Raw genomic sequence first — 24,307 nt, 5'->3', positions numbered from 1 at the left:
TACTTTAGCTATACATGGAGAATTATATGTCTGAGATTTCATCTCAAGTTAACCAAAAATTTAATGACCGCACGGTTTATTTTACTTCACTAGGGTGTTCAAAGAACCTCGTTGATGCACAGGTTATGCTCGGGCATATGGGACTTAATGGTTTTAAAGTTGTAACAGAGCCTCAAGATTCTGAGGTTATTGTTGTTAATACTTGCTCATTTATTGAAGCTGCTAAGCAAGAATCTATTGAGATGATTCTTGATCTTGCAGACTATAAAGATGAGGAAGTTGGTAATTGTAAGGCACTGGTTGTTTCTGGTTGTATGGCCCAGAGATATTCAGATGAACTTGAAAAGAGTCTACCAGAAGTTGATATGTTTATTGGTACAGGTGAGTACAATAAGATTGTTCCTCTTTTAACTGCACTTGAAAATAATAAGCTAGAGAAGAAGTCATTTGTTGAAGTTCCAAGGTTCATTCACACGGAATTTGATCCAAGGCTAAACACTTCTCCATTCTATACAGCATGGCTAAAGATCTCTGAAGGCTGTAATAGAAATTGTACTTTCTGTATTATTCCAACTCTTCGTGGACGTCTTAGATCACGTACCGTTGAGTCTCTTGTTGAAGAAGCAAAACACCTTTCTTCTACAGGTGTTAGAGAGTTAAATCTAATTTCACAAGATCTATCTGATTACGGTGTTGATCTTAGTGATGAAAATAACCTATTCGAACTCCTATCAGGTCTTGAGACTGTTGATGGGGTTGATTGGGTACGTCTATTTTATTTCTACCCAGACGAACTTACTGATGAAGTTATTGAAAAAATGGCAACATCTTCAAAAGTTTGTAAGTATCTTGACATGCCAGTTCAACACTTCTCGGACTACGTTCTAAAGCGTATGAACAGAAAGATTACTGGTGAAAAAATTATGGAGCGTATCACAAAGCTTCGTGAAAGAATCCCTGGAATCGTTCTTAGAACTTCAATCATCGTTGGATTCCCTGGTGAGTCTGAAGAGGATTTTGAAAAACTGCTTGAAGGTATTAAGCAAGCTCGCTTCAATCACCTTGGTATCTTTAGATACTCAGATGAAGAAGGAACACCAGCTTACCGTCTAAAAGATAAGAATTCACAAGAAGTTATCGATGAGCGTTTTGATCGTCTTTATGAAGTTCAAAAAGAAATTGCAAGAGAGCTTAATCAAGAATTCTTAGGACAAACGGTAGAAGTTCTCGTTGAAGGTACACACGAAGATACAGATCTACTGATCGTAGGTCGCCACTTTGGTCAGGCTCCTGATATCGACGGTAAGGTAATTATCAATGACTTAAATGAGAGAGATTTAAAAATCGGTGACCTCGTTAAAGTTGAGATCACCGACGTATTAGATTTTGATTTAGTTGGACGTGTGATTTAGCCTTACTAAGGCTCTTCTTCCCAGTCGTTGTAAGGAAATGGTATTAGCTGACGTCCAGTAATTGCCGTTCCTGCTCCAAAGGTTGCGTGAAGCGGACGTGTGAGCTGAACAGCATTTGAGTAAACTCTTTTTACGATATAAGTTTGTCCACCAATAATAACATTCATACCAGAGTAGAGTTGACTTGATGATACTGTATAGAAGTAGAGTGAACCAACTGAGCCATTTCCTGTCGTAATAGCAGTATATGAGTTTCCTAAGGTTGGTGCAGAAGCATCTGTACAAGCAGAGTAGTTTGTTGAGTTAGTGTAATCATCCCAGTCACTAAACTCATTTAGTGGTTCATCAAAGACATCCATGTTTGTTCCTTCATCCATGCTCGCAATAGTAACTTTATCAAGATTATTCATCTCATAGTTATTATCCCAATCTCTAATGTGTAAGTTGATTCTAGCCTGAGTAACTGAGAATTCATCGAGACAAGAGAAAGTATAGTAAGGCTGTGCCCCCATAAATGGATCAAGAATTTGGTTCGGATCACTTGAAAGGCTTGCACTTTCCGCGTGACGCTTTATACCCTCTGAATAGTATTCGGTGTTATTTACTGAGTTATAACAAGAGTTTTCATGTGCAAATGAAGCAATTGATCGGTTTGATCTAGCACCTCGTTTTTGAGGAGTTTTTAAAACACTTTCATAATTTGCTCCACTAAATGCCTGGATAACAGTTGAACTAAAACCGTCTGCGAGTTCTTCAGTGTTAAATACATCCTCAATAGCACCTTTTCTACATAAGAATGCATTCCCTTCACACTGATGTTCTAAAACTTCGACAGTATTTCTATAATATGCTGGATCGCCTGTGTCAGCGTTTGCTTCTGTGTAAGTATAAACAAGCTCTGCATATTCGAAAGAACCATTGTCACAATTTAAATCATGATACTTACCTGAACATAGGTCATCAAGTTCTCCTCCGAACGGAACACCATTGATATAGATTCCATCTGCATAGTAAGTACTTGCAGGTGTTGCTCCTCCTAGTCCATCAGTAGCTGTATTGTCGGCTGGAGCTACACCCGCTGCATCTGTAGAGGTTCCTGTTACTACTTGTACAATATAGCGAGCAGCTGCACTGTAAGCAATGTCTGAAGTTGAACTACGAGTCATCATTGGTCTTTTTTTGTAAAAGTAAAACGGCTTATAGCGAATACTATGACAAATACCTGGGCCTACATTTGCTTGTAGTTTAAGTTCTCTAAAGTAAATATTGTTCTCACCAATATCGACAAAACAATCAATATCAATAACATCTTCAACATCTGATGCTAGGGCCCTTGGGTTACTGATAATATCTCTTTTCTTAATGCGACACTTATTAAAGAAGTTATCTTCACCATCCTTATGAGTGAAAAATTTTGGTGTGTTTTCTACTTCAACAGCAACTTCAAAATAATCTTCGATTAACAGATCGAATGATGCTGAGAAACTACCAAGGATATTTTGTGCAGTTACAGTATATGTCTTAGACGAAGCTGCAATTTCAGGAGTACCGATAATATCACCTGTCTCTTCATCTAAAGATAAACCTGGAGGAAGTTCTGGGCTTACGCTATATGCAATATCTTCTCCCTTTGGAAGTGTGGATTTAATTACTGAATCAATGCCACGATGTAGTTCAAATGTCGTTAGTGTTTGAAAATCACTGATTGTCGCTCCATTTGCACTGTATGGTCTTACAGATGAGAAAGCTTCTCCTGGAAGTGTCATCGTGATCGGTACACCGTTTGTACTTTGTAAAAGAGCTGTATTGTCACTACTATTGATTTGCGATGCAACGAGATTTGCTCGACCCGTATTCGTGAGAATATCCATTCCACTAACAAGTGAAGATACGTCAGTAAATGTTGCTCTCATTACTGGAGTCCAAACCTCATTAAGTATGTATGCCGTTGCGTTACTACAATCTTCAAGTGCATTATTAGATGCAATAAAGTCTTCACTAGAGTTAGTGTCGTTAATGTTCTTCGTTTGGTTAACAAAGATGATATTAGCAAGTCCTGCATCTGTTGGATTTCCAGTAACAACTGCGCGAGCAAATTTATCTGTTGGTGCAGCTGGAAATCTCATACACAGAGCTGGTCTTGTTTCTAGGTAAGTCGGAGTAAAGGCAGCAGTGGAGTTTAAAGACATAATGTGAGTAAGAGATACTGGAGTTGTTTGTATAACAGCTTCTTCATCTAAAAAGTTCTTATAATTATCAACTGAGATATCTTTTACAAACTCACCACTGATAACTTGAACAATTAGGTATTTCTCATTTCCATCAATATTCAAAATTCTTTTGATAATACCTTTTGCGCCATTGCTAAGTGGCGGAAGTGTTGCTGCAGAAATTTCTTGTCCTTCAGTAAAATTCGAAGTTGTTTGAACAAGATTTTTTACTTTAAACGCAACAAGTTGAGAGTAAGATAAATCTTCTGGGGGATTGATTATGCCAATATCAATTTTAAACGTTCTTGTCGAAATATCATTTTTAACTGTAACAGTGTATTCAATTGGTGATTGGTAACTATGATCTGTCCCACCAGAAGTATCAATAATATATCCAAATAACGGGCTATCTACATTTTTTACAAGTCTTAATGTCGAAGGCAAGTCTGGTGTAATTGAAATATCAGTACTGTTTATATAACCAATATGTTCAGCTGCAGCTTCAGTTGTATCGTTAATCAATCTTAAATTGATATTTGAATCGGGTTGGAAAAAGTATTTTACCTTACTGATTACCCCTTCGCTATTTGAAAATGGGAAAGCATTATCAATTAGATCTCCAGGGTATAGAGAGCCAGAAGTAAGAGTACCGTAAATATTGTTACTAGCATCTTTGTATGTGATTGTTCCTGTTGCACCGTTTTCAGTTGTAAATGTTTCACTTGTTAATCCGTTTGTGAGAAATCCGCTATTATCATCTAGCTTAAACCCGACAAAAACAGGACCTATAAAAGGAAATGCAACAGTATTTGTATTTGTTCCATCGTAATTATAATAGCATGTTCCAGCATTTAGATAAACGTCTCCAATAGTTGGAGTCGCTGGAGGAGTCGTTCCAATACCTGTACCAGTACAGTTGAAAGACTGTTGCGTCTCAAAAGTAAGTCTTTCAGGAATAGGAGCTTGAATTGTAACTCTTGGTTGTGAAGTTGTTGTTAATGTTAGGGCCGTTTCCGTTGAAGGGCTGTAAAAATTGAAATTAATTGGTGCAAGTGTGAAGCTTCTAAGAGGTGAAACTGCACTATTTGTTATTTTAATAAGACCAGTTTGATTACTGGCCGTAAAATGAGCAGCATAAGTTGTCATGATATCAGAACCAAAGTTAAAACCAGGGTTTGAAATTGGATCTAAAAAATTATTTTTAGATGCATTAGATAGAGTAAATACACCTTCATTTTCTTTGATATTGTAATCACCAAACTCACCATCTGGTGTTATGAATTCAACAACGTTTTTACCCCCTGTTGAATTGGCTAAGCTAGAGTCACCAGTGATAAAAATATAATTGCTCGCATTGTCGTAAAAAACAGAAGTTGGGTCTGTAATTTTATCTCCATCAATCTCATTACCATTTTCATCGATAAAGTCACTCGGTGGATTAACCACTTCTCCAACAGAGCTTGATGCATCATCACTGCTTGCGCCATCTTCTTTAAACTTCGTTAAGCTATCTGGCACACATGAAGTTGCGATGAGCAGAAGGATTAATATTAAATGTAGAGACGGTTTACCTTTTAACGTTTTCATAGTTTCATTATCGAATGATTCTTAAACAATCTTTACCTAAATTCATTAGGCCAGTATTTGTCAGCAGTTAGAGGTATTAATTGCCTAGAACCTAGACACAAAATTGACAAATTTTGTTGGCTAAAAATTGCTAACTTCCTAAAAATTCGAAGCACCATTATAATAGTGTTTATATTGATAAATACTTGATTATTCGGGAGAGAGTTGTGAAGAGATTCGTCTTAATTTGTTTGATTTCAACTTCTGCATTTGCACAGATAACATTTCTACAAGAGCTAAGACCTTTTGTGGAAAAGAATATTTCGACATCGTTGGCCGATAAGATTTGGGGAGAAAAAGATGAAGTGGAGCTTCCTGCAATTCCTATCGTTAAGAAAGATGCAAAAGACTTAAGTGTTTATTCAAAGAAAGAATATAAGTCACCTTTTACTAAAGAGCAGATGTCTCAGTACAATCTATCATTTATCAATGAGCTTATTAAGGCCACGCGCGAGCTTGACGCTAACAGAGATGAGTTATCAAAATGGTACGCAACTCTTGAGCAAGGGGGAACACGTGAAGGTGTTTATCGTTCACTAGTCCTTTCTCAATACTACCAGCGTCTAGAAAATTATAACCAGCAAACTTCGAAGGCCGCCAAAGAAGTTACAGTTACAATTTTTAAAAAGTATCTTAATAAAGATCTCGATATTAAAAAACTTGATCAATTAAATATCTATTCAGTGAAGAGAATTTTAGTGGAGAACTCAATTGATGTTCAAGATGCTCTACTAGCAAAATCTCAAGATGAGTTTGCTCGTTGGTATGCGGTTTATTCAGCAGAATTAGCAAATGCATTCCCTATTTGGAATAGTAAACTACGTTCTGCAAAAGAGAGTGGAGTGCACTATCGTTGGGCGATGAAGATGACTCCGGATGTTGTAAAATCTGAATTTATCTTGAAGACTCACTTATTATTTAATCGACTTCAAAAGAAACAATAATTAATCATAGAAGGCGTCTTCTTCCATGCCCGTTAAGGACATAAGAAGGCGCTCTACTCCTAGTGCGATCCCCGCACTCTTTGGCAATCCTTTCTCCAGCTGATTTAAAAATCTCTTAGGCCAAGGCAGACTGTAGCCATAAAGCTCTTTTTTTAATTTTGCATCTTTTTCAAAACGAGAACTTTGTTCGCTTGAGTCAGTAAGTTCATTGAAACAATTACAAATTTCGATTCCACGGCAATAGACCTCAAATCGTTCACATACTCTAGGATCATTTTCTTTAATTGTTGAAAGTGCGCGTAGAGGCGCAGGAAATTCATAGAGAAGAAGAAAAGGATGCTTCTCCATTTCTGGCTCAATATAATTATACATCAGTAGAAAGAAGAGATCGTCCCATGCATAATCATCTCTATTTCCTGAAAGATTAATTCTTGAAAATTTTTGATCAATTAAATTATAGAGCTCATCGCGATCCATGAGTTCAAGAATATCGATATTTAGAACTTCTAAAAATATCTCCTGAACTGTCACTTTCTTTATCTTGTCATCGAGATCAATAACTCTGATTCCTTTTGACCTTAAGTAGGCATGACAAAATTGGTAGAGGTTGATTGTGTCCTCCATGATCTTTTCATAGTTCTCTCTAGCTCGGTACCATTCAAGCATGATGAATTGCTTTCTGTGAGTGGAGCTGTTTGGCTCGTCGCGAAAACAATAACTCAAGGTAAATATTTTTTCGAGGCCTTCTTGAAGCAATTCCTTCATATGAAATTCTGGTGATGTATGAAGGTAGAGCTCGTGATTCTTGTTTTGATGCACTGAGTGGATTGCAAAGGGATGAATGTGAACTTCCATGCCCGGATTTTCCACAATTGGCGGTGTCAGCACATCCATAAAGCCATCTTTATTGAAAAAATTTCGAATTGCTTGTTGTAGATGAAATAGTTCGATCTTATTTGTCATTTTCACGCCAATTTTCGCCTTAAATATTGATTTTTATGCCTACATATCATATCTCTTAAACACACAAAATGGAGAATATATTATGTTGCAACTCGTTGCTCTTTTACAGTCTTGGGCGGATCAGGCCCAGCTAAATATGACAATCACTGTCGAAATGGCATATGCATTTATCGCACTATGCTCTGCACTTGGTATCAGTGGATTCACTGGTGTTTTCTATCTTCTAAAACCTAAGGCCCAGCCGAAACTACCTGAAGTTACTGAAACTAAGGAAGAGGTTACTACTGAAGTTGTTGAAACTCCTGAGGCAGAAGCTAAAGAAATTGAAGCTGAAGTTGTGCAAGAAGCTCCAAGGGTTGAACCTACACCAGCTCCAGTTCCAGAAAAATCATGGAAGGATCGTCTTACAAAAGGTCTAAGCCGTTCTCGTGATGGTGTTTGGGGTAAGATTGGAAGTCTTTTTTCTGGCGGTGGACTTGATGATGATGCCCTGGAAGAAGTAGAAGAGCTTCTCTACGGAGCAGATCTTGGGCCTAAGGCAACAGGTGAGCTAATTGAATCACTTGAAGAAAAAGCAAAAAGCTCTGACTTCGATGAGGCACAATTTAAAGCGTATATTAAAGAGTTCTTAAAAAATAAAATGGCCGATGTTCAATCAAGAAACGAAGGTGACTTATTTGAATTCTCTGGCAATAGCATTGGTATGCCAAAAGTCATTATGGTTGTTGGTGTAAATGGCGCAGGAAAAACGACAACAATTGGAAAGCTAGCAACGAAACTGACGCAACAAGGTGCGAAAGTAGTTGTTGGAGCTTGTGATACTTTTAGGGCCGCGGCCGTAGATCAGCTTCAAGTATGGTGTGAGAGAGCAGGCGCAACAATGATTCGCGCAAAAGAAGGGGCCAACCCAAGTGGTGTAGGTTACGACGCTCTGCAAACTGCAATTAATGAAAAGGCCGATTACTGTATTCTTGATACGGCCGGTCGCCTTCACACTGCTGGTAACCTAATGGAAGAGTTATCGAAGAGTAAGACTGTATTAAAGAAACTGATGGAGGATGCACCTCATCATACATTATTAGTAATTGATGCAATTACTGGTCAAAACGCAATCCGCCAAGCTGAAGAGTTTCACAAGGCACTTGATCTAACTGGTCTTGTATTTACAAAATGTGACGGTTCTTCAAAAGCGGGAAGCGCAATTTCCATTGTTGATAGTCTGCAAATTCCAATTACCTATATTGGTGTTGGAGAAAATGTCGAAGACCTGAGTGTGTTTAATTTAGATGAATATCTTGACGCACTGGTCGGTAATTGATTGATTGACTGAAATCCTTTGTAGGACTACAATTAAATAACTATGGATATAAGTACGGAAGTAAAAGAATATCAAATTTTAGGTCATAACTTTAGACTCAAAGAGTCTAATGAAGATGAGGTTGTTTCAGCAACTGAAATTGTTGAGTATGTTGAATCAATCGCAAGCAATATTCGCCAAAAGGCGCCTTCAATTTCTGACTCTCAGTTAGCAGCTCTCGTTGCACTTGAGTTAGCAAAAGAAAAGCTATCTTTAGAAAGGGAATACAGAAGTGAGATTAATGAAGTTAAGTCTCTTTCTGATAATGCACTAAAATTGATTGAAGAAGCACTTCCAAAAACTCACTAAAATGAGTCTTGAAAAGAAAGAGCTTCGAAAAAAGATATTAGAAGAATTAGCTAGTTTAAGCTTAGATGATCAAAGACAACTGTCTGAGAAAGTCTGTTCAAATATCGATTCTCTTTTAAAATCCGAAAACTTAAATCCTAAGCACCTAGGGGTTTTCTTTCCAATTCCAGGTGAAGTTAATTGTTTAATTTTGAAGACGAAAACTAATTTTAGTTTTCCTTCGTTTGGCGAAGACTCGTTGCAGATGTGCTTTCGAAGTACGCCGATAAATGAACTTGAAAAAGTTCAGGCTTTTGGAAAAGAGTTTAAGGTTCCTAAGAATGGTGACCCAATAGTTTTTCCTGAAGTTATTTTAGTTCCTGGAGTTGCCTTTGATAAGAAGGGGCATCGCTTGGGAAGAGGTAAGGGTTATTACGATATTTACCTCGATAAATTGATTAATATTGATAAGAAGAAAGTTATAAAAATTGGAGTTTGCTTTAATCAACAGTTGGTTAGTGAAGTTGCCTTTGAAGATCATGATCAAGCAATGAATTATATCGTAACTGATAGGGAAGTGATTAAAGTTAATTAATAGGAGAGAGAAATGAGTATGGATTTAATCTTAGCTTCACTTCTTTTCCTTGTTGTTGGACTAGCAGTAGGTTTTGTTATACGCAATCTTCAAGCAAAGAAAGAAGTGCTTGAAAGAGAAGCTAAAGGTGACGAAATTATTGAAAAGGCCAAAACACAGGCAAAAGACATTAGCTATAAAGCGAGAAAAGAGGCGAAAGAGGCAGCTCAAGAAGAAAAGAAGGAAGCTGACAAGTATGCCGAACGTGTGAAGCGCGAACTAAACGATCAGGAAAAAGATCTTAATAAGAGACAAGCAAAGCTTGAATCGAAAATGGATGAACTTGATGAGAAGACTAAGAAAGTCGAAAAGCGCGAAGAAGACGTAAAAGAAAAAGAGTTAGATGCTCTAAAAGAAAAAGAAAAATTTGTTGTTCGCCAAGAAGAGTATGCATCGAAGTTATCTGAAGTTGCTGCTATGACAAAAGAACAAGCAAAAGATGAGCTACTTGATACGATGAAAGAAGAAGCTCAAGTTGATTTTTCTAAGATGATTACTCGTATGGAAGAGGAAGCTAAAGAAGAAGCTGAAAACCGTGCGAAGAGAATTGTTGGAATAGCAATTCAAAGATACGCAGGAGAGCACGTTGGTGAAAAGACGATCTCAACTGTAGATCTACCATCTGATGATGTTAAAGGTCGTCTAATCGGTCGTGAAGGTCGTAATATTCGAGCTTTCGAGCAGATTTGTGGTGTTGACCTAATTATCGATGATACTCCTGAGATTGTTGTTATTTCTTCATTCAACGTTGTAAGACGTGAGATTGCTAAAGATACAATTGAAAAGCTAATTGCTGACGGTCGTATTCACCCAGCAAAAATTGAAGAATTCCACGATAAGTCAAAAGCTGAATTTGAGAAGAAGCTTCTTGCTCTAGGTGAGAAGGCACAAATGGAAATTGGTGTTCACGGTATTCACCCTGAGATCCTAAAACTTGTTGGTGCTCTAAACTTTAGAACTTCTTACACTCAAAACCAATACCAGCACGCAATTGAAGCAGCATTTATTGCTGGATCAATGGCCGCTGAGATGGGGCTGAATATTAAGCAAGCTCGTCGTGCAGGTCTACTACATGATATCGGTAAAGTTCTTGATGCATCTGCTGAAGGTTCACACGCTGTTATCGGTGCTGACTTTGCTAGAAAATATGGAGAGTCTGCGGACGTTGTTCACGCAATCCGTGCTCACCACGATGATGAAAAACCAGAGTCTATCCTTGCTCACATTGTTGCAGCAGCGGATGCGATCTCAGGTGCAAGACCAGGTGCTCGTAAGGCACTTACTGAGTCTTATGTTTCTCGTCTTACAGATATTGAAGAAATTGTTAACTCATTTGAAGGTGTTAGCAAGTCTTACGCGATCTCAGGTGGACGTGAAGTTCGTGTCTTTGTTGAAAACGATAAGGTTGGAGATGAAGAAACTGTTATGCTATCTCGTAATATTGCTAAGCAAATCGAGGAGCAAATGTCTTACCCTGGAACAATTAAAATTACAGTTGTTCGTGAGACAAAAGCAGTTGGAGTTGCTAAGTAAAATAACTTCCATTTATAATATGAGAAAGGCACCTTTTGGGTGCCTTTCTTTTTTGGGCTTTCTGGAGGCAGCATGAAAATTGGAATTCGCTACTACTTATATTTTCTACCCTCGTTAGTGATTTTCTTCATTGCTTCGGCACTTCTTCACTTTTCAACTGAAGAGTATATTTGCTTCTTTACAGCGATTTCATTTGCCGGTCTCTACTGTCACCCTAATCGTGATGAGTACTTCGAGGGGCGAACAAGCCGTTTTAATTTTGCCAATGCGGTGATGAATTTCTATACAATTTTAGAGGACCGTATACCTGATAATACTTGGGGGAATGTGGTTTTAAGACACCTTCCAGGTTTTCTCTTTTTCTTATTAGTAGGACTTGTTGGAATTTCAACTCAGGCGCGAATCGTCTATATTGTTGGTGTACTTCTTTTTGAAATTACTTTTTATTTCTTTATTAAGAATAATTCGCCACAAATTGATCTAGATGAGCACGAAACTCATGAATGTTCTGGGCACGAAGAAAACGGCCACGAATAGTTTCAAAGTTTTCATAGTCATCAAATAGATAACGGCAAAATGCTTTAAATCTTTTAAGTATTGTTGAGTCAACAAGGCCATTCTTTCGATACTCTTTATCAAGCTCATAGAAGTAAAGATCTAAGTTTTCAGCACGAACTTTCAGAAGAAATTCATCACTGATAAAATCCAAGTTTCCTTGATACTCTTTATAAATTGAGGCCAGCCATGGAGTCTTAAGTGCACTTCGGCCACACATAACTGCATACGGGTTACACTGATCAAAGATTCTATTGATATCCTCTATTGTCCAGATATCTCCATTGGCAATGATTGGGAGATTTGAAACTTTGACGGCCTTTTCGATGTAGCTCCAATCTGCGACACCTTTATAGAGTTGGTCACGAGTTCGTGCATGAATCGTAATCCCATCGACACCACAATCCTCAAAGAGTTTTAAGAGATCAAGATAAAGACTATCATCGCTATAACCAATTCTAATCTTTACAGTAAAAGTGTTTTTAAAACCTTCTCGAATTTGTTTAATAATTTTTTCGAGTGCTTTTAAATCTGATAAAAGGTACGCGCCACCTTTATTTGAATTAACCTTCTTTGAAGGGCAACCAAGATTTAGATCGATATGATGGTAATTCATTTCACTAATAAGTGAGATGGCCTGTTCGGTTTGAGCAATTTCTGAAGTTAGAAACTGGTAGGCCGTTTGTTCTGTATGGGCCTTTTTTTGTAAGTATGTTTCACCAAAGTGTTTGATCAATGTCTTTGCATTTACGTTACCAACTGATGGGATTCGGTAAAAGTCTGTGTAGTAATAATCCCAGTCTCCAAAAATTCTTTGAATGACCTCGCGATATGGGCCTTCCGTCACACCTTCCATCGGTGCAAATATGATTGAATTTTGTTTAAAAGGTAATGTACTCACACTTGGTTTATAAACAATAAAGGCGCAAAAAGCTACGCTGCTTTTTTAACATTTCAAAATTTTTAGGGTAAAAGTTTATTTATGGAAATCGCAATCGTAATCCCGTATTCACTTGAAAGTGATGGACTTGTTCTTTGGGGACAAGTGAGAAAAGAAGATGGCCCTCTTGATGGTATGATCGAGTTCCCTGGTGGCAAGATTGAACCAGGTGAAGGCATTGAGCAGGCAGCACGTCGTGAGTTTAAAGAAGAAGTGGGCCACGAATTAAATAAAATTAGTCTCTTCACTCAGCTTAAGCACGATTATTCAGATCGAAGCGTCTTTTTATATGTCTATGTTGTTGAATATACAAAAGAAATGAGTCTGATCAGTCAAAAGATACCTTTTGAAAACGCTCAAAATGATGTAGAAAACCTTAATATTCCAGCAGCAAATAAAATCATCATCATGCGCTTAGTTGAGCATTTTTTACGAGAGAGTAATTTGAATGAGTAATACATTTGAAATGGCAAAGTACTTCTTCCTGGCCCTGGGCTTTGGAGTTTTTACTTTTGCACCAGTGGCAAATTCTAAAATGACAGGGGGAGGTTTTCAAAAGCTTCTATCGACAACTTGTCTTGTGAGTTTATTCATGGCCGCTATTGCTCATATTGTAACTGGAAATAGTGCAACTGATCTTGAAGCGATTCTTCTTTATATCAGTACGATTTGCATTCTTTTTCATCATCAACTTCACAATCACTACGATGAAAAGAATGTGGCCCTTTGGATTCTTTATGCGATTCCAACTCTAATTGGCTTTTATGCTCTTTATCTTTTTCAAGATAAGAACTTAGTTAACTACTTATACATTGGCTCATCAGTTTATTATCTTGGGGCCATTACATACGCTATGATCCTTGGTCACTGGTATCTTGTCACACCAAAGCTTTCGGAAGTTCCTCTTAAGAAGGCAACACTTGTTACGTGGGCATTGCTTTTTGTTAAGCTTATTTGGTCTGGGTTTGAGCATACAAAACTTGGGCCATACCTCGCTGCAGGAACTGAACTTGGTGGCGGTTATGCTTTTAACTGGCTAATGGTTATTATGAGAGATGTTTGGGGATACCTTGTTATTCTTGGAATGAGTATCTTTGGATGGAAGCTTGTTAGTATGAGAAGTATTCAAAGTGCAACTGGGATCTTCTATGCCATGACAATCTTTGTCTTTATTGGTGAAATGATTGCGATTTACTTATTTTATACATATGGGTTACTACTATGATGGAAATTACTTTAACTTGTGAAGAATGTGGTTCAGCTGTTTCTTTTCACCCTAATAAAGAGGTGAGTGAAGTTGAGTGTCAAATTTGCCATACAAAAGCTCCTGTGAAAATGAATGAAGAACACGAGCAGGGAATCCTTAGAGATTGTCCTTGTTGTGAAAGAAAGGACTTTTATAAGCAAAAAGACTTTAATCGTAAGATTGGTGTCATGCTTTTTGTTGTTGCTGCTTTGGCAACTCTTTATATGGCAACAACTCAATACGCTCCATATTCAGTTGCTCCTTTTATTATTTTGTATGTATTTGATTTTGCGTTATTCAAGAGGCTTCCACCTGTTGTTATTTGCTACAAGTGTCATACAATCTTCAGAAAGGTTAGTAATATCAGTGAGATATATGATTTCAACCATGAAATGAATGATCGTATTGTTTACTCAGATCATGACTTTAAAGGCGAACAACTCGATCATCACTAGGGGTTTGTGCTTCAAATCCTTGAAATTTGTTGGTTTATGATGTATTGAATCATATCAGAAATACTGATAAAATATTTATATCTAAACGAAGGGGTAGCTCAATAGAGAGTCTTACCCGTAACAAGGAAACTCCTTATAGAACCTCCGCTTTATTGTTGTTACTTCTTAAAAAAACTCTCAACAAAATTTAGTAAACAAGGACAAGGCAATGACTGATGTAAGCAGCCTTGAGATTGTCCTATTGTTAATCTGCTTTATCGGCTCGGGATTTTTCTCTGGTTCAGAAGCTGTCCTCCTTTCGATTCCTCACGATCGTGCTAGCCAACTAATTCAAGAAGGTGGTGCAAAGGGAAGAGCAATTGCTTTCATGATTGATCGCCCAAGTGAGATCCTAACAACTATTCTCGTTGGAAATAACGTCGTCAATATCTTTGCTTCATCTTTAACGACAGTACTTGCAACCCGCTTGTTTGCGGATGATGCAATTGGAATTGCTGTTGGGGCGACAACGTTTGTTATTCTAATTTTTGGTGAGATTATCCCTAAGACTTTTGCTCGAACGCACGCAGAAAGTTTATCTCTTTTTGTTATTCGTGTTCTACAAATCTTCTACTATCTACTTTACCCTGTTATTAAAATTATGGTTTGGCTTATCCACACAGTTCTTGGTGAGAATGCGCAACTGACGGGAAGAATTGTAACGAAGGATGACCTTGAGTTTATGATTCAAAAAGCAGAGAAAGAAAATACAATTGATCACAAGCAAATCGATCTCTTTAACTCGATTCTAGAATTTCCTAAGATTAAAGTTAAAGACATTATGATCCCACGTAAAGAGATCAAGTCTATTCAAGTTAGCAGTACATATAAAGAAGTTATCAGTGAGATTGAAGAGTCAATTCACTCTCGTTACCCAGTTGTTGATGGTGAAATTGATAATATCGAGGGCTTTCTTCACGTTAAGGAACTCGCATTCTTAAAAAGGGCCGAACGTGATAATTTCACAATGGTAAATCATTTAAGAGACCCGTTCTTTGTTTATGAACATATGAAGATTCAAGCGGTTTTCGATCATATGAATCGCAAGAAAGTTCACATGGCGCTTGTTAAAGATGAGAATGGTTTAATCGTTGGTATCATTACTCTTGAAGATATTATTGAAGAAATTCTTGGTGAAATTCAAGATGAGCACGATGATGATATTGATGAGATTACTAAAGACTATCAGGAAAGTGACCTTATTGAAGGTGCGGATATTGATGGTGCGACAAATTTAAGAGATCTTGATCACGATTATGATATTAAGATTCCTCTTAATGATAATTACTCAACTCTTGCTGGCTTCTTACTTGATATGCTTGGAAATAACTTTCCTGAAGCTGGACAGATCATTATTTGGGAAGGCTATAGCTTTGAGCTTACTGAGGTCTTTGACTACGAAATCAAGCAAGTTAAGATTAAAGATGTTGATGGGGAAAAGCACTTCTTCTCAAAGAAAGAGGCCAAAGAGGCCACTGAAACTTCTGATGATCTATTAGAAGTTCCTGTTAAATAATCAAATTTAAATAAATTTTGCTAAAGCTTACATAGAGGGAATCTATTAGATTCCCTCTTTCTGATAGACTATACTAAATATGAACTAGTCATGGAGTAGTTATGTCTAACAAATTTCAAATTGCAGTAATCGGTGGTGGCGCGGCCGGTATGATGGCCACACTACGTGGTGTTTTAAATAATGATACAGTTGTTCTTTTTCCTGGTACGCCAAGAGACAAGAAGCGCTCTCGTGAGAAGTGGGTTTATAAAGTTGAAAATATGCCTGGGACTCATAAGTACAAGAAAGGAATTGAAGAACCAAATAAGGAAACTCTCGAGTGGATTCAAGAGTCGGAATTCAACGATAATCTAACTTTCGTTAAGGGCAAAGGTGTTACAGAGGTAACGAAGCTAAGTGATGGAAGCTTTGAATTAATTGATAGTGATGGTGAAAAGTACCAAGCGGAATATGTTGTTCTCTGTACAGGTATTATGGATGTTCAGCCACACTTCAACGATAGTATTAAACCAATTCTTCCTTTCGCTAACGCTCAAACAGTTGATTACTGTTTAAGATGTGATGGGCACCATGTTTACGACAAGCACACTTCAATTATTGGCCATACATCTGGTGCCGTTTGGGTTGCTGTCATGCTTAAAGAACGCTACAACACGCCTTCGATGTCAATCCTCACAAATGGTGAAACTCCACAATTTGATGAAGAAACTCAAAAATTAATTAAAGCCTATAAGATAGAAGTGTTCACTGAGGCCATTGTCGATGTTCTTGGAGAGCGTAAGGATGGGATTATCAAGGGTTACAAGTTTGCTAGTGGTAGAACACTAGAGTCAGCATTTTCTTTTGTTTCGCTTGGAACTATCGTTTATAATGAACTTGCCAAGGCCATTGGTGCTGAAATTGATGGTAGAGGCTATGTACTTGCTAATGAAAAAGGTGAAACAAATATTGAAAACTTTTATGTAGCAGGTGACTTAAGGGCCAATAAAAAGAAGCAGATTTATACGGCCTGGGATATGGCAGTTGATTCACTTGATGATATCAATGCTAAGATCAGAAGAAAGAAAAGGGCGGCATTATTAACTTCACAAGGTTTAGCTTAATATTTTTACTTGTCCTGGCCACTGTTGTAGCCAGGGCACAAAATAAGACAACTCAATACCGTAGTCTTTATCAATCAAAGCAAGGTTTGACTCAAACCGAAGTAAAAAGCCTTTCAAGTTTAACAGTTGTTTTTCTACCAGGAATTTTGTCTCAGTCGGCAATTGAAGGATCTGGTCAAATTGTGAACCTTTCGTATTTTACAGGGGATTACTTTCGTGACTATATGGAGCTACTAGAAGATCATAATGTAAAATTTGAAAGAATTATCGTCGAATCAGAAGATCCAGTTAGTAAAAATTCAAAATATATTAAAAGTGAACTTGATAAAATCAAGGGACCTTTGCTCATTATAAGTCATTCAAAGGGTGGCCTCGAGTTCTTAGATGTACTGATTAATAATCCGCAGGTGTCGAAGAGAGTTGTGGGCTGGGTTTCAATGCAGTCTCCTTATCACGGTTCTGTTTTGGCCGATTACTTTATCCAAGGTTCAATCAAGAAAACAGTTATGGGATGGATTTTTGCCGTACTTGGTGGTGATGTGACTGGTATGGAATCTGTAGGAACAAAAATGCGTTCTGATTATATGCAGGCCAATGCTACTAAGATTGAAAAGGCACTAGAAAATATTAACCTTCTTCAATTTATTACATTCATCAATGAGCAACAGGGCCGAGAAACATCTCTAGAGATTAGTCGAAACTATATTTACAAGAGAGTAGGAAGAAATGATGGAATGGTAGATCTTCAGTCTTCACTACTTAAACCATATCGCCATGTTGTCATCAACGATGTGGATCACCTGACAACTGTTCTTGATCAGAAGAATATGGATTTTCTAAAAGGTGAAAATGAGTCTTGGAATTTTGACCGCAAGCAACACTTTCGTGCAATTATTCAACTTATTTTAGAATCGAAAATTTAATATCACCTGTGACTTTTGCACGGCAGGCCAGGCGGATATTTCCTTCAGCGACTTCTGTGTGCTCAGGAGCAATGGCCTCAATGGTATTTTCTTCGATAATTCCTGGCTTTTGTAGGTTGTCCTTACCTTCGATAATTTGAATACGACATGAACCGCACGAGCCACTTAGGCAACCATGGGGGAGAGTTAGCCCCTGATCTTGGATTGCGTCAAAGATTGTCTGACCTTCTTCTATTGTAAATTCAGTTACTTGCTCATCATTTTCAATTAGTGACACTCTGTGCATACAGTTTTCATCCTTGAAAGTTTATTGTTCTTTTCAGCTCTAATAGCACTATTTTAGCATCATTAATTCCTGCGTAAATTCAGGTAATTATTGCAAACTTTCTAAGGAGAAAAAACAATGCCTAGTTTTGAGAGATTATACAAAGACGGACACGAAGAAGTTATCTTTTTTAGTGATCCAAGTTGTAACCTTAAGGCAATCGTAGCGATTCACAACACAGTACTTGGTCCAGCTTTAGGTGGGACAAGAATGTGGCCATATGAATCAGAAGAAGAAGCACTTAACGATGTACTTAGACTTTCGAGAGGTATGACATATAAGAATGCTGTTGCTGGACTTAACCTTGGTGGTGGTAAAGCTGTTATCATCGGTGATCCAGAAAAAGATAAGTCAGAAGCTCTATTCCGTTCATACGGACGTTTCATGGAGTCTTTAAATGGTCGTTACATTACTGCAGAAGACGTAAATATCAGTGTTGATGATATTGAGCACGTATTTACTGAAACAAATAACGTAGCAGGTGTTGCTGAGATCCACGGTGGTTCAGGTAACCCATCTCCATGGACAGCACGTGGTGTTTTCAGAGGTATTGAAGCAGCATGTATGAAGGTTTATGGAAACCGTTCACCAAAAGGTAAAGTAGTTGCACTTCAAGGTGCTGGTTCAGTAGGACGCTACCTAGGTGAGTACCTATACAATGAAGGTGCGGAAGTTTACGTATGTGATATCAATGAAAAGAACCTTGAGCTATTCAAGGAAAAAGTACCAAATGCAAAAGTTGTTGGGATTGATGAAATCTACGACGTTAAAATGGATATCTATGCTCCATGTGCACTTGGTGCAACAATCAATGATGACACAATCGATCGTCTACAGTGTAAAATCGTAGCAGGTGCTGCAAATAACCAACTTGCAGAAAACCGTCACGGTAAAATTCTTAAGGAAAGAGGTGTTCTATACGCTCCAGATTACCTAATCAATGCTGGTGGTGTTATGAACGTTTCGATCGAATTTGAAGGTTGGTCAGAAGATAAGGCAATCAGAATGGTTGATTCTATCTATGATACAACTCTTGAAGTTTTTAATATTTCTGAAGAACAAGATATTCCAGTTTACCAAGCGACAGATATCCTTGCTGAATCTAGAATTGAGTCAATCAAGAATATCCAAGGGAAATTCCTAGGTCACGTTGGACACAGATTCCCTGGTAGAAAAAAGCGCTAGCGTCATTGACTGGCTAAGGCCAGTCTATTGGACGCTACGCTAGCTCCCATCGCAATGAAATGAAATATATATTCAACAAGCCTGCATCTATGCAGGCTTTGTTGCTTCTGGAGCAATGGGAAAGTTTCTGCGAAGTGAAAGTTAGCAACATACTTTCTCAAATGACCAAAACACGCAAGCTACGCTCTTTGTTTCTTGAGTCACTTCTATCTGCGCGCCAAAGCTTGCCTTTGGGCAACCTTTGAATCGCACGATGCTCTAAGTTGAGAGGCTTTTTTTTTGGTTTTAATTAAGATTTCCTCTTCCTATTTTCAAAGCTTAAATAAGTGCTATTCTTTTGGCATGAAAAAAATATTTAAGAAATTTTCACTTGTATCATTAGTTACTTTTTCATCTTTTGCACAAACGCCGAAGAATATCATAATCATGATTGGTGATGGTATGGGGCCGGCTTATACAACGGCCTATCGTAACTATGTTGATCGAGAAACTCTCTTTGATAAATTAATTGTGGGCTCATCTATTACGAAGGCCAGTGATAGCTTTATCACTGATAGCGCTGCAGGTGCTACCGCATATTCAACAGGTGAAAAATCTTATAATGGTGCAATCTCTGTCGATATAAATAAAAAGAATCTCAAGGTCCTCTTTGAGTATGCTAAAGACAAGGGCATGCAGACTGGTGTTGTGGTAACCTCTGAAGTTTATCACGCAACTCCTGCATGCTTTTATGCAACAGCTTTAAATCGCAACGATCACGAAGATATTGTTAAAGATCTCGTCTTCAACCAAAGCTTTAAGCGTCCTATTGTCGATCTTATCGCAGGTGGGGGACGTGAGGTAATTACTAAGAAGTATATCAATAAGCTAAAAGGTTATCGCTATCTCGAAACATTAGCGGATTTTGAAAAAAATAATAAACTTCCAGTTATTGCTCTTTTTGATGAAGGACAAATGGATTTTGAAATTAATACTGATGATAAAAGACTAACAAAAATGACAAGGAAGTCTCTGCAGCTGATGAATCAGAATGCCAAGGATGGCTTTATTCTAATGATTGAAGCAAGTCATATTGATAAGTGTGGGCATTTAAATGATATTGCCTGTGCCATGCGAGAGATGGAAGACTTTGAAGGCTCTTTAAAACTTGTTCATGAATTTGTAAAAAAATCAAAGAACACGCTAATTGTAGTAACAGCAGATCACTCAACTGGTGGGCTTTCAATTGGCCACGGTAAGTCTAAGAAGTGGCTACCTGAGAACTTCAGAAAAATTGATACGCTTTTAAAAGATATTGCTGAGGATGTTTTTAAGAAGAAGCTAACTCGTAAATTATTCAAGTCATATTCAATAGACTTTGACAGTGATGATATTAAGCGTCTAGAAAAGGCCCAAGCTAAAGGTGAGAAAGAATTTTACAAGTCCTTTGCGAGAAGAGTGTCTGCCAAAAGTTATACGGGTTGGACAACTTGGAGTCATAACGGTGTTGATGTCGAAGTTTTTGCTGATGGGCCGGCCAAAGAGCTATTTATTGGTAAACGCCAAAATAACGAGATTGGCAGAATCATAATTGATCTTATCAAAAAGCGCTGATATCGACGTTATTGACGGGAATATAGTGCCTCGTGTTAAAAAGACGACTTAAGTATTGTAAAATTAGCTTGTGAAGAAGTTGATTTTATTTTGCCTATTAATTCACTCAAGTATTTTTGCAATACAATTTGAGGATGCAGTTTTTCCGGAACTCATCACGTCTTCGCGTGCCTTGGCCATGGGAAATGCCTTCATTGGTAAAGTGGATGATGCCTCGGCAGCATTCTATAATCCTGCCGGACTTGGTACATATCGCGGTCGCCACTTTCATCTTTCAAACTTTCATTTCGAAACTAACAAAGGCTGGATGGAGACTCTCTTTGGAGGTGACGTCACGGGGAATGCAGGTGACTTATTTGAAGCACTCTCTCTTGAAGGCGCTAGAAAATTACTTGATCAAAATAAGGGAACAGTTGCCCATAGTCGTTTTCAAATGATGCCAAATTTCGCCACGAGATATTTCACAATTGGTTATATGTACTCTGTTCAACAACGAGCTTTCATTGGTGATCAGGTAGGGGATCAATTTGAATACGCGCAAAGAACAGACACTGGTCCATACGCTGCTTTTAACTTCTCACTCTTTGGGGGAATTTTTAAATTCGGTGTTTCTGCAACTTATCTATTTCGCAAAGAAGCGATCGGTGAAGCTGACCCTAGTACGGCCTTAGCGCTTGCGGACGAAGATTATAATCGCGGAAGGATGTTATATTTAACATCTGGGATGAGGATAACTCTTCCTTATGCCTTCATTCCAACTCTTGCAATTGTTAGTCATAATACAACTGGAGGTAGTTTTAAGAAATTGGCCGGAGCAGGTGCTCCTGAAAAAATTAAGCAAAGCTATGATCTAGGACTTTCAATTACACCTCAACTGGGTAGAACTATTCGCGTTCACCTCGAGTTGGATTATAAAGATTTCTTAAATGCCCATGAGGATGTAGATTTTAAAAGGAAGCTTGGACTTGGACTTGAGTTTGATCTGCGTCGTATTTTCTTTTTTCGTCTAGGTTACGGAGATGGCTTTGGTTCTGGGGGAATTGGGATTCGCACTCGAAAAATGGAGTTCGATCTCTCAACTTACGCTGTTGACACAACTGATTCTGACTTCAGAGGTGAGGAAGATCGTCGCTATGTCTTAGGAATTTCGAGTGGCTTCTAGCCAAACCCTTCTAAATACCTGAAATCCGTCAAATATTATTTTAAAATTTAATGCACAGCATGTGCACCTTTTGCACTAAAATTGGTAAGCTAGCTCCACTTAAAAAGGGGCGTTAAATGCTTGATAAAACTGCAAAAGGATCAAATGTGGGTTCTACCAACTTAGATAAGAAAAAAGAGATCATTAAAAAATATAATCTTTCAAAAGAAGATCTTATTTGGATGCTTCGTAACGTTTTCGTTTCAAGAAAGCTTGATGATGCTGAGATCACAATGAAGAAGCAATCAACTGCGTTCTTCCAAATTTCTGGTGCAGGACACGAAGGTGTTTTATCTGCTCTTGCAAAAGTTCTTAAGCCTGCTCACGATTGGTTTATTCCATACTACCGTGACAGAGCACTATGTACTGGTCTTGGTGTAACTCCATATGAAATGCTTTGCCAAGCAAATGGAAATATTGGAGACACTGCAACTCACGGCCGTCAGATGCCAGCTCACTGGGGTAACGTAAAATTAAATATCGTTCAAAAATCATCATGTACAGGAACTCAATTCCTTCAAGCATGTGGTGTTGCTGAAGCTGGACTTTCTCTTAAAGAATTAAAAGAAAAGCATAAATTTGATACTTCAAAATTCTTAGTTGAAGATGCTGAAGTAGTTTATACTTCATGTGGTGATGGAACAATTGCTCAAGGTGAGTTCTGGGAAGGACTTACAACTGCTTGTGCAAATAAGCTTCCAGTTCTTTTCCACGTTGAAGATAATGGTTATGCCATTTCAACAATTACTTCAATGCAAACTCCTGGTGGATCGATTTCAAAAGCTCTTGATGAATTCCCAGGATTAAAAATCATTGAATGTGATGGTAACTGTCCAATTGAATCATATAAAGCAGCTGAAAAAGCAGCTAAGCATATTAGAGAAGGAAAAGGACCTGTTCTTCTTCACTCTCATGTAACTCGTCCATACTCTCACTCTCTTTCTGATGATCAATCAATGTATCGTACGAAAGACGAGCTAGCGCAAGAAAAGCAAATTGATGTATTTAACTCATATCCAAAAACTCTTATCGCACTTGGTGTAATGAGCGAAAAGGAAGTTAATGATCTACTTGAAGAAGTTTCTCTTGAAGTAAGACGTGCAATGAAGGAAGCGGTTGATACTGAATGGCCAGCTCCTGAATCAGCACTTGATCACTTATACTCTCACGATATTGATCCAACTTCTTCAGACTTTGAAACTCAAGGTACTTTCGAAGGAAAAGATGATGTTCCAATGGCATCAGCAATCAACGCTGTTCTTCGTTCTGAGTTCTCTAAGAACCCATTACTAAGAATGTTTGGTGAAGACGTTGCAGACTTCTCAGACCTTGAAAGACTTAATAACCCTGACCTAAAAGGTAAGGGTGGTGTATTTAAAGTTTCTTCAGGTGTTCAAAGAGCATCTTTAGAAGGACAAGTATTTAACTCACCACTAGCGGAAGCAAATATCATCGGTCGTGCAATTGGTATGGCGATGAGAGGGCTTAAGCCAGTTGTTGAGATTCAATTCTTTGACTATATCTGGACTGCATATATGCAACTTAAGAACGAGATGGCGACGACTCGCTACCGTTCAGGTGGAGACTTTAAGTGTCCAATGGTTGTTCGTGTTCCAATCGGTGGATACCTAAGAGGTGGATCGATTTACCACTCTCAATGTGGAGAGTCGCTATTTACTCACGTTCCAGGTATTAGAGTTGTCTTCCCATCAAATGCGGCAGACGCTGCTGGCCTTCTAAGAACTGCAATTAGATCAGATGATCCAGTTATGTTCCTAGAGCACAAGCACCTTTACTACCAAGGTTATAACCGTACAGCAGATCCAGGTGAAGAATATATGATTCCATTTGGTAAAGCTCGTATTGCAAAACAAGGTGCTGATGCAACTGTAGTTGCTTGGGGAGCACTTGTTCAAAAATCAATTGATGCTGCTAAGAAAATCGAAGCGGAAACAGGTAAGACTGTTGAAGTTATCGACCTTAGAACTCTTGCACCATTTGATATGGACTCAATTAAGAAGTCACTTGAGAAAACAAATCGTCTTCTAATTTGTCACGAAGAAACGAAGACTTCTGGTTTTGCTGGTGAGATCGCTGCATGTGTTAACGAAGAATGTTTTGAGGCACTTGATGCTCCAATCCTTCGTGTTGCTGCAAAAGACTCACACGTTGCTTACTGTCCAACTTCAGAAGATTATATTCTTCCACAAGTTTCAGACGTGTACGAGCAACTTAACAAACTTCTAAATTACTAATACC

21 protein-coding genes are annotated in these 24,307 nt (G+C 38.1%); 17 read left to right on the top strand and 4 right to left on the bottom strand.

Annotated features, from left to right (window positions below; translation table 11 throughout):
* Positions 1 to 26: 26 nt before the first annotated feature.
* On the top strand, positions 27 to 1,412 hold the full coding sequence (rimO, locus tag ABMA78_RS05690; RefSeq protein ID WP_392857890.1) for a 30S ribosomal protein S12 methylthiotransferase RimO: 1,386 nt from the start codon (positions 27 to 29) through the stop codon (positions 1,410 to 1,412).
* A 5-nt stretch (positions 1,413 to 1,417) separates the two neighbouring features.
* Here rimO and ABMA78_RS05685 read toward each other — a convergent pair whose 3' ends face one another.
* Positions 1,418 to 5,209, bottom strand: coding sequence for a putative Ig domain-containing protein (locus ABMA78_RS05685; RefSeq protein ID WP_392857888.1), 3,792 nt, complete (start codon positions 5,207 to 5,209; stop codon positions 1,418 to 1,420).
* A 206-nt stretch (positions 5,210 to 5,415) separates the two neighbouring features.
* Here ABMA78_RS05685 and ABMA78_RS05680 point away from each other — a divergent pair, with 206 nt between their 5' ends.
* The gene (locus ABMA78_RS05680) at positions 5,416 to 6,192 is read left to right on the top strand and encodes a hypothetical protein (RefSeq protein ID WP_392857887.1); all 777 of its coding nucleotides are present in this window, start codon (positions 5,416 to 5,418) and stop codon (positions 6,190 to 6,192) included.
* Here ABMA78_RS05680 and epmA read toward each other — a convergent pair whose 3' ends face one another.
* The gene (epmA, locus tag ABMA78_RS05675; RefSeq protein ID WP_392857886.1) at positions 6,193 to 7,155 is read right to left on the bottom strand and encodes an EF-P lysine aminoacylase EpmA; all 963 of its coding nucleotides are present in this window, start codon (positions 7,153 to 7,155) and stop codon (positions 6,193 to 6,195) included.
* Between the two features lie 82 nt (positions 7,156 to 7,237).
* On the opposite strand from epmA, the gene ftsY reads away from it, so the two are divergent.
* The 5 genes from ftsY to ABMA78_RS05650 all read left to right on the top strand — a co-directional run bounded on the left by ftsY (position 7,238) and on the right by ABMA78_RS05650 (position 11,504).
* Positions 7,238 to 8,473, top strand: coding sequence for a signal recognition particle-docking protein FtsY (ftsY, locus tag ABMA78_RS05670; protein ID WP_392857885.1), 1,236 nt, complete (start codon positions 7,238 to 7,240; stop codon positions 8,471 to 8,473).
* Between the two features lie 42 nt (positions 8,474 to 8,515).
* A complete protein-coding gene (zapA, locus tag ABMA78_RS05665) occupies positions 8,516 to 8,821 on the top strand; it encodes a cell division protein ZapA (protein WP_392857883.1) in 306 nt (101 codons plus the stop codon).
* Positions 8,793 to 9,395, top strand: a complete 603-nt coding sequence (locus ABMA78_RS05660) for a 5-formyltetrahydrofolate cyclo-ligase (RefSeq protein WP_392857881.1) — start codon at positions 8,793 to 8,795, stop codon at positions 9,393 to 9,395. Before zapA ends, ABMA78_RS05660 begins: the two co-directional genes overlap by 29 nt.
* Before the next feature lie 18 nt (positions 9,396 to 9,413).
* Positions 9,414 to 10,967 (top strand): ribonuclease Y, encoded by a 1,554-nt coding sequence (gene rny / locus ABMA78_RS05655; RefSeq protein WP_392858018.1) that lies wholly within the window; start codon positions 9,414 to 9,416, stop codon positions 10,965 to 10,967.
* A 72-nt stretch (positions 10,968 to 11,039) separates the two neighbouring features.
* Positions 11,040 to 11,504, top strand: a complete 465-nt coding sequence (locus tag ABMA78_RS05650) for a hypothetical protein (RefSeq protein ID WP_392857879.1) — start codon at positions 11,040 to 11,042, stop codon at positions 11,502 to 11,504.
* Here the strand turns inward: ABMA78_RS05650 and ABMA78_RS05645 are convergent.
* Complete coding sequence (locus ABMA78_RS05645) at positions 11,422 to 12,423, bottom strand: tRNA dihydrouridine synthase (RefSeq protein WP_392857877.1); 1,002 nt, start codon at positions 12,421 to 12,423, stop codon at positions 11,422 to 11,424. The genes ABMA78_RS05650 and ABMA78_RS05645 overlap by 83 nt on opposite strands.
* Positions 12,424 to 12,504: 81 nt before the next feature.
* On the opposite strand from ABMA78_RS05645, the gene ABMA78_RS05640 reads away from it, so the two are divergent.
* The 6 genes from ABMA78_RS05640 (at position 12,505) to ABMA78_RS05615 (ending at position 17,744) form a co-directional block, all read left to right on the top strand.
* On the top strand, positions 12,505 to 12,918 hold the full coding sequence (locus ABMA78_RS05640) for an NUDIX domain-containing protein (RefSeq protein WP_392857876.1): 414 nt from the start codon (positions 12,505 to 12,507) through the stop codon (positions 12,916 to 12,918).
* Positions 12,911 to 13,687, top strand: coding sequence for a hypothetical protein (locus tag ABMA78_RS05635; RefSeq protein WP_392857873.1), 777 nt, complete (start codon positions 12,911 to 12,913; stop codon positions 13,685 to 13,687). The genes ABMA78_RS05640 and ABMA78_RS05635 overlap by 8 nt, the downstream gene beginning before the upstream one ends.
* Positions 13,684 to 14,163: a hypothetical protein gene (locus tag ABMA78_RS05630; protein WP_392857871.1), complete on the top strand. Its 480-nt coding sequence runs from the start codon at positions 13,684 to 13,686 to the stop codon at positions 14,161 to 14,163. The genes ABMA78_RS05635 and ABMA78_RS05630 overlap by 4 nt, the downstream gene beginning before the upstream one ends.
* Before the next feature lie 208 nt (positions 14,164 to 14,371).
* Positions 14,372 to 15,718, top strand: coding sequence for a hemolysin family protein (locus ABMA78_RS05625; protein WP_021266350.1), 1,347 nt, complete (start codon positions 14,372 to 14,374; stop codon positions 15,716 to 15,718).
* A 101-nt stretch (positions 15,719 to 15,819) separates the two neighbouring features.
* On the top strand, positions 15,820 to 16,821 hold the full coding sequence (locus tag ABMA78_RS05620) for an NAD(P)/FAD-dependent oxidoreductase (protein ID WP_392857868.1): 1,002 nt from the start codon (positions 15,820 to 15,822) through the stop codon (positions 16,819 to 16,821).
* 86 nt (positions 16,822 to 16,907) lie between these two features.
* Positions 16,908 to 17,744, top strand: a complete 837-nt coding sequence (locus tag ABMA78_RS05615) for a hypothetical protein (protein ID WP_392857865.1) — start codon at positions 16,908 to 16,910, stop codon at positions 17,742 to 17,744.
* On the opposite strand, the gene ABMA78_RS05610 is transcribed toward ABMA78_RS05615, so the two are convergent.
* Positions 17,722 to 18,030, bottom strand: coding sequence for a 2Fe-2S iron-sulfur cluster-binding protein (locus tag ABMA78_RS05610; protein WP_392857863.1), 309 nt, complete (start codon positions 18,028 to 18,030; stop codon positions 17,722 to 17,724). The two genes, ABMA78_RS05615 and ABMA78_RS05610, sit on opposite strands and share 23 nt — an antisense overlap.
* A gap of 117 nt (positions 18,031 to 18,147) precedes the next feature.
* On the opposite strand from ABMA78_RS05610, the gene ABMA78_RS05605 reads away from it, so the two are divergent.
* The 4 genes from ABMA78_RS05605 to ABMA78_RS05590 all read left to right on the top strand — a co-directional run bounded on the left by ABMA78_RS05605 (position 18,148) and on the right by ABMA78_RS05590 (position 24,303).
* A complete protein-coding gene (locus ABMA78_RS05605; protein ID WP_021265862.1) occupies positions 18,148 to 19,254 on the top strand; it encodes a Glu/Leu/Phe/Val dehydrogenase dimerization domain-containing protein in 1,107 nt (368 codons plus the stop codon).
* Between the two features lie 342 nt (positions 19,255 to 19,596).
* The gene (locus ABMA78_RS05600; RefSeq protein WP_392857862.1) at positions 19,597 to 20,847 is read left to right on the top strand and encodes an alkaline phosphatase; all 1,251 of its coding nucleotides are present in this window, start codon (positions 19,597 to 19,599) and stop codon (positions 20,845 to 20,847) included.
* A 70-nt stretch (positions 20,848 to 20,917) separates the two neighbouring features.
* Positions 20,918 to 22,009: a hypothetical protein gene (locus ABMA78_RS05595; RefSeq protein WP_392857860.1), complete on the top strand. Its 1,092-nt coding sequence runs from the start codon at positions 20,918 to 20,920 to the stop codon at positions 22,007 to 22,009.
* Positions 22,010 to 22,125: 116 nt separating this feature from the next.
* Positions 22,126 to 24,303, top strand: coding sequence for a thiamine pyrophosphate-dependent enzyme (locus ABMA78_RS05590; protein ID WP_392857857.1), 2,178 nt, complete (start codon positions 22,126 to 22,128; stop codon positions 24,301 to 24,303).
* The last annotated feature ends 4 nt before the right edge of the window (positions 24,304 to 24,307 follow it).

Origin of the sequence: Halobacteriovorax sp. RZ-2 (assembly GCF_043196685.1) — a bacterium.
Classification (GTDB): Bacteria; Bdellovibrionota; Bacteriovoracia; order Bacteriovoracales; family Bacteriovoracaceae; genus Halobacteriovorax_A.
The sequence above is the reverse complement of the archived record's forward strand: the minus strand, read 5'-3'. Positions and strand labels throughout refer to the sequence as shown.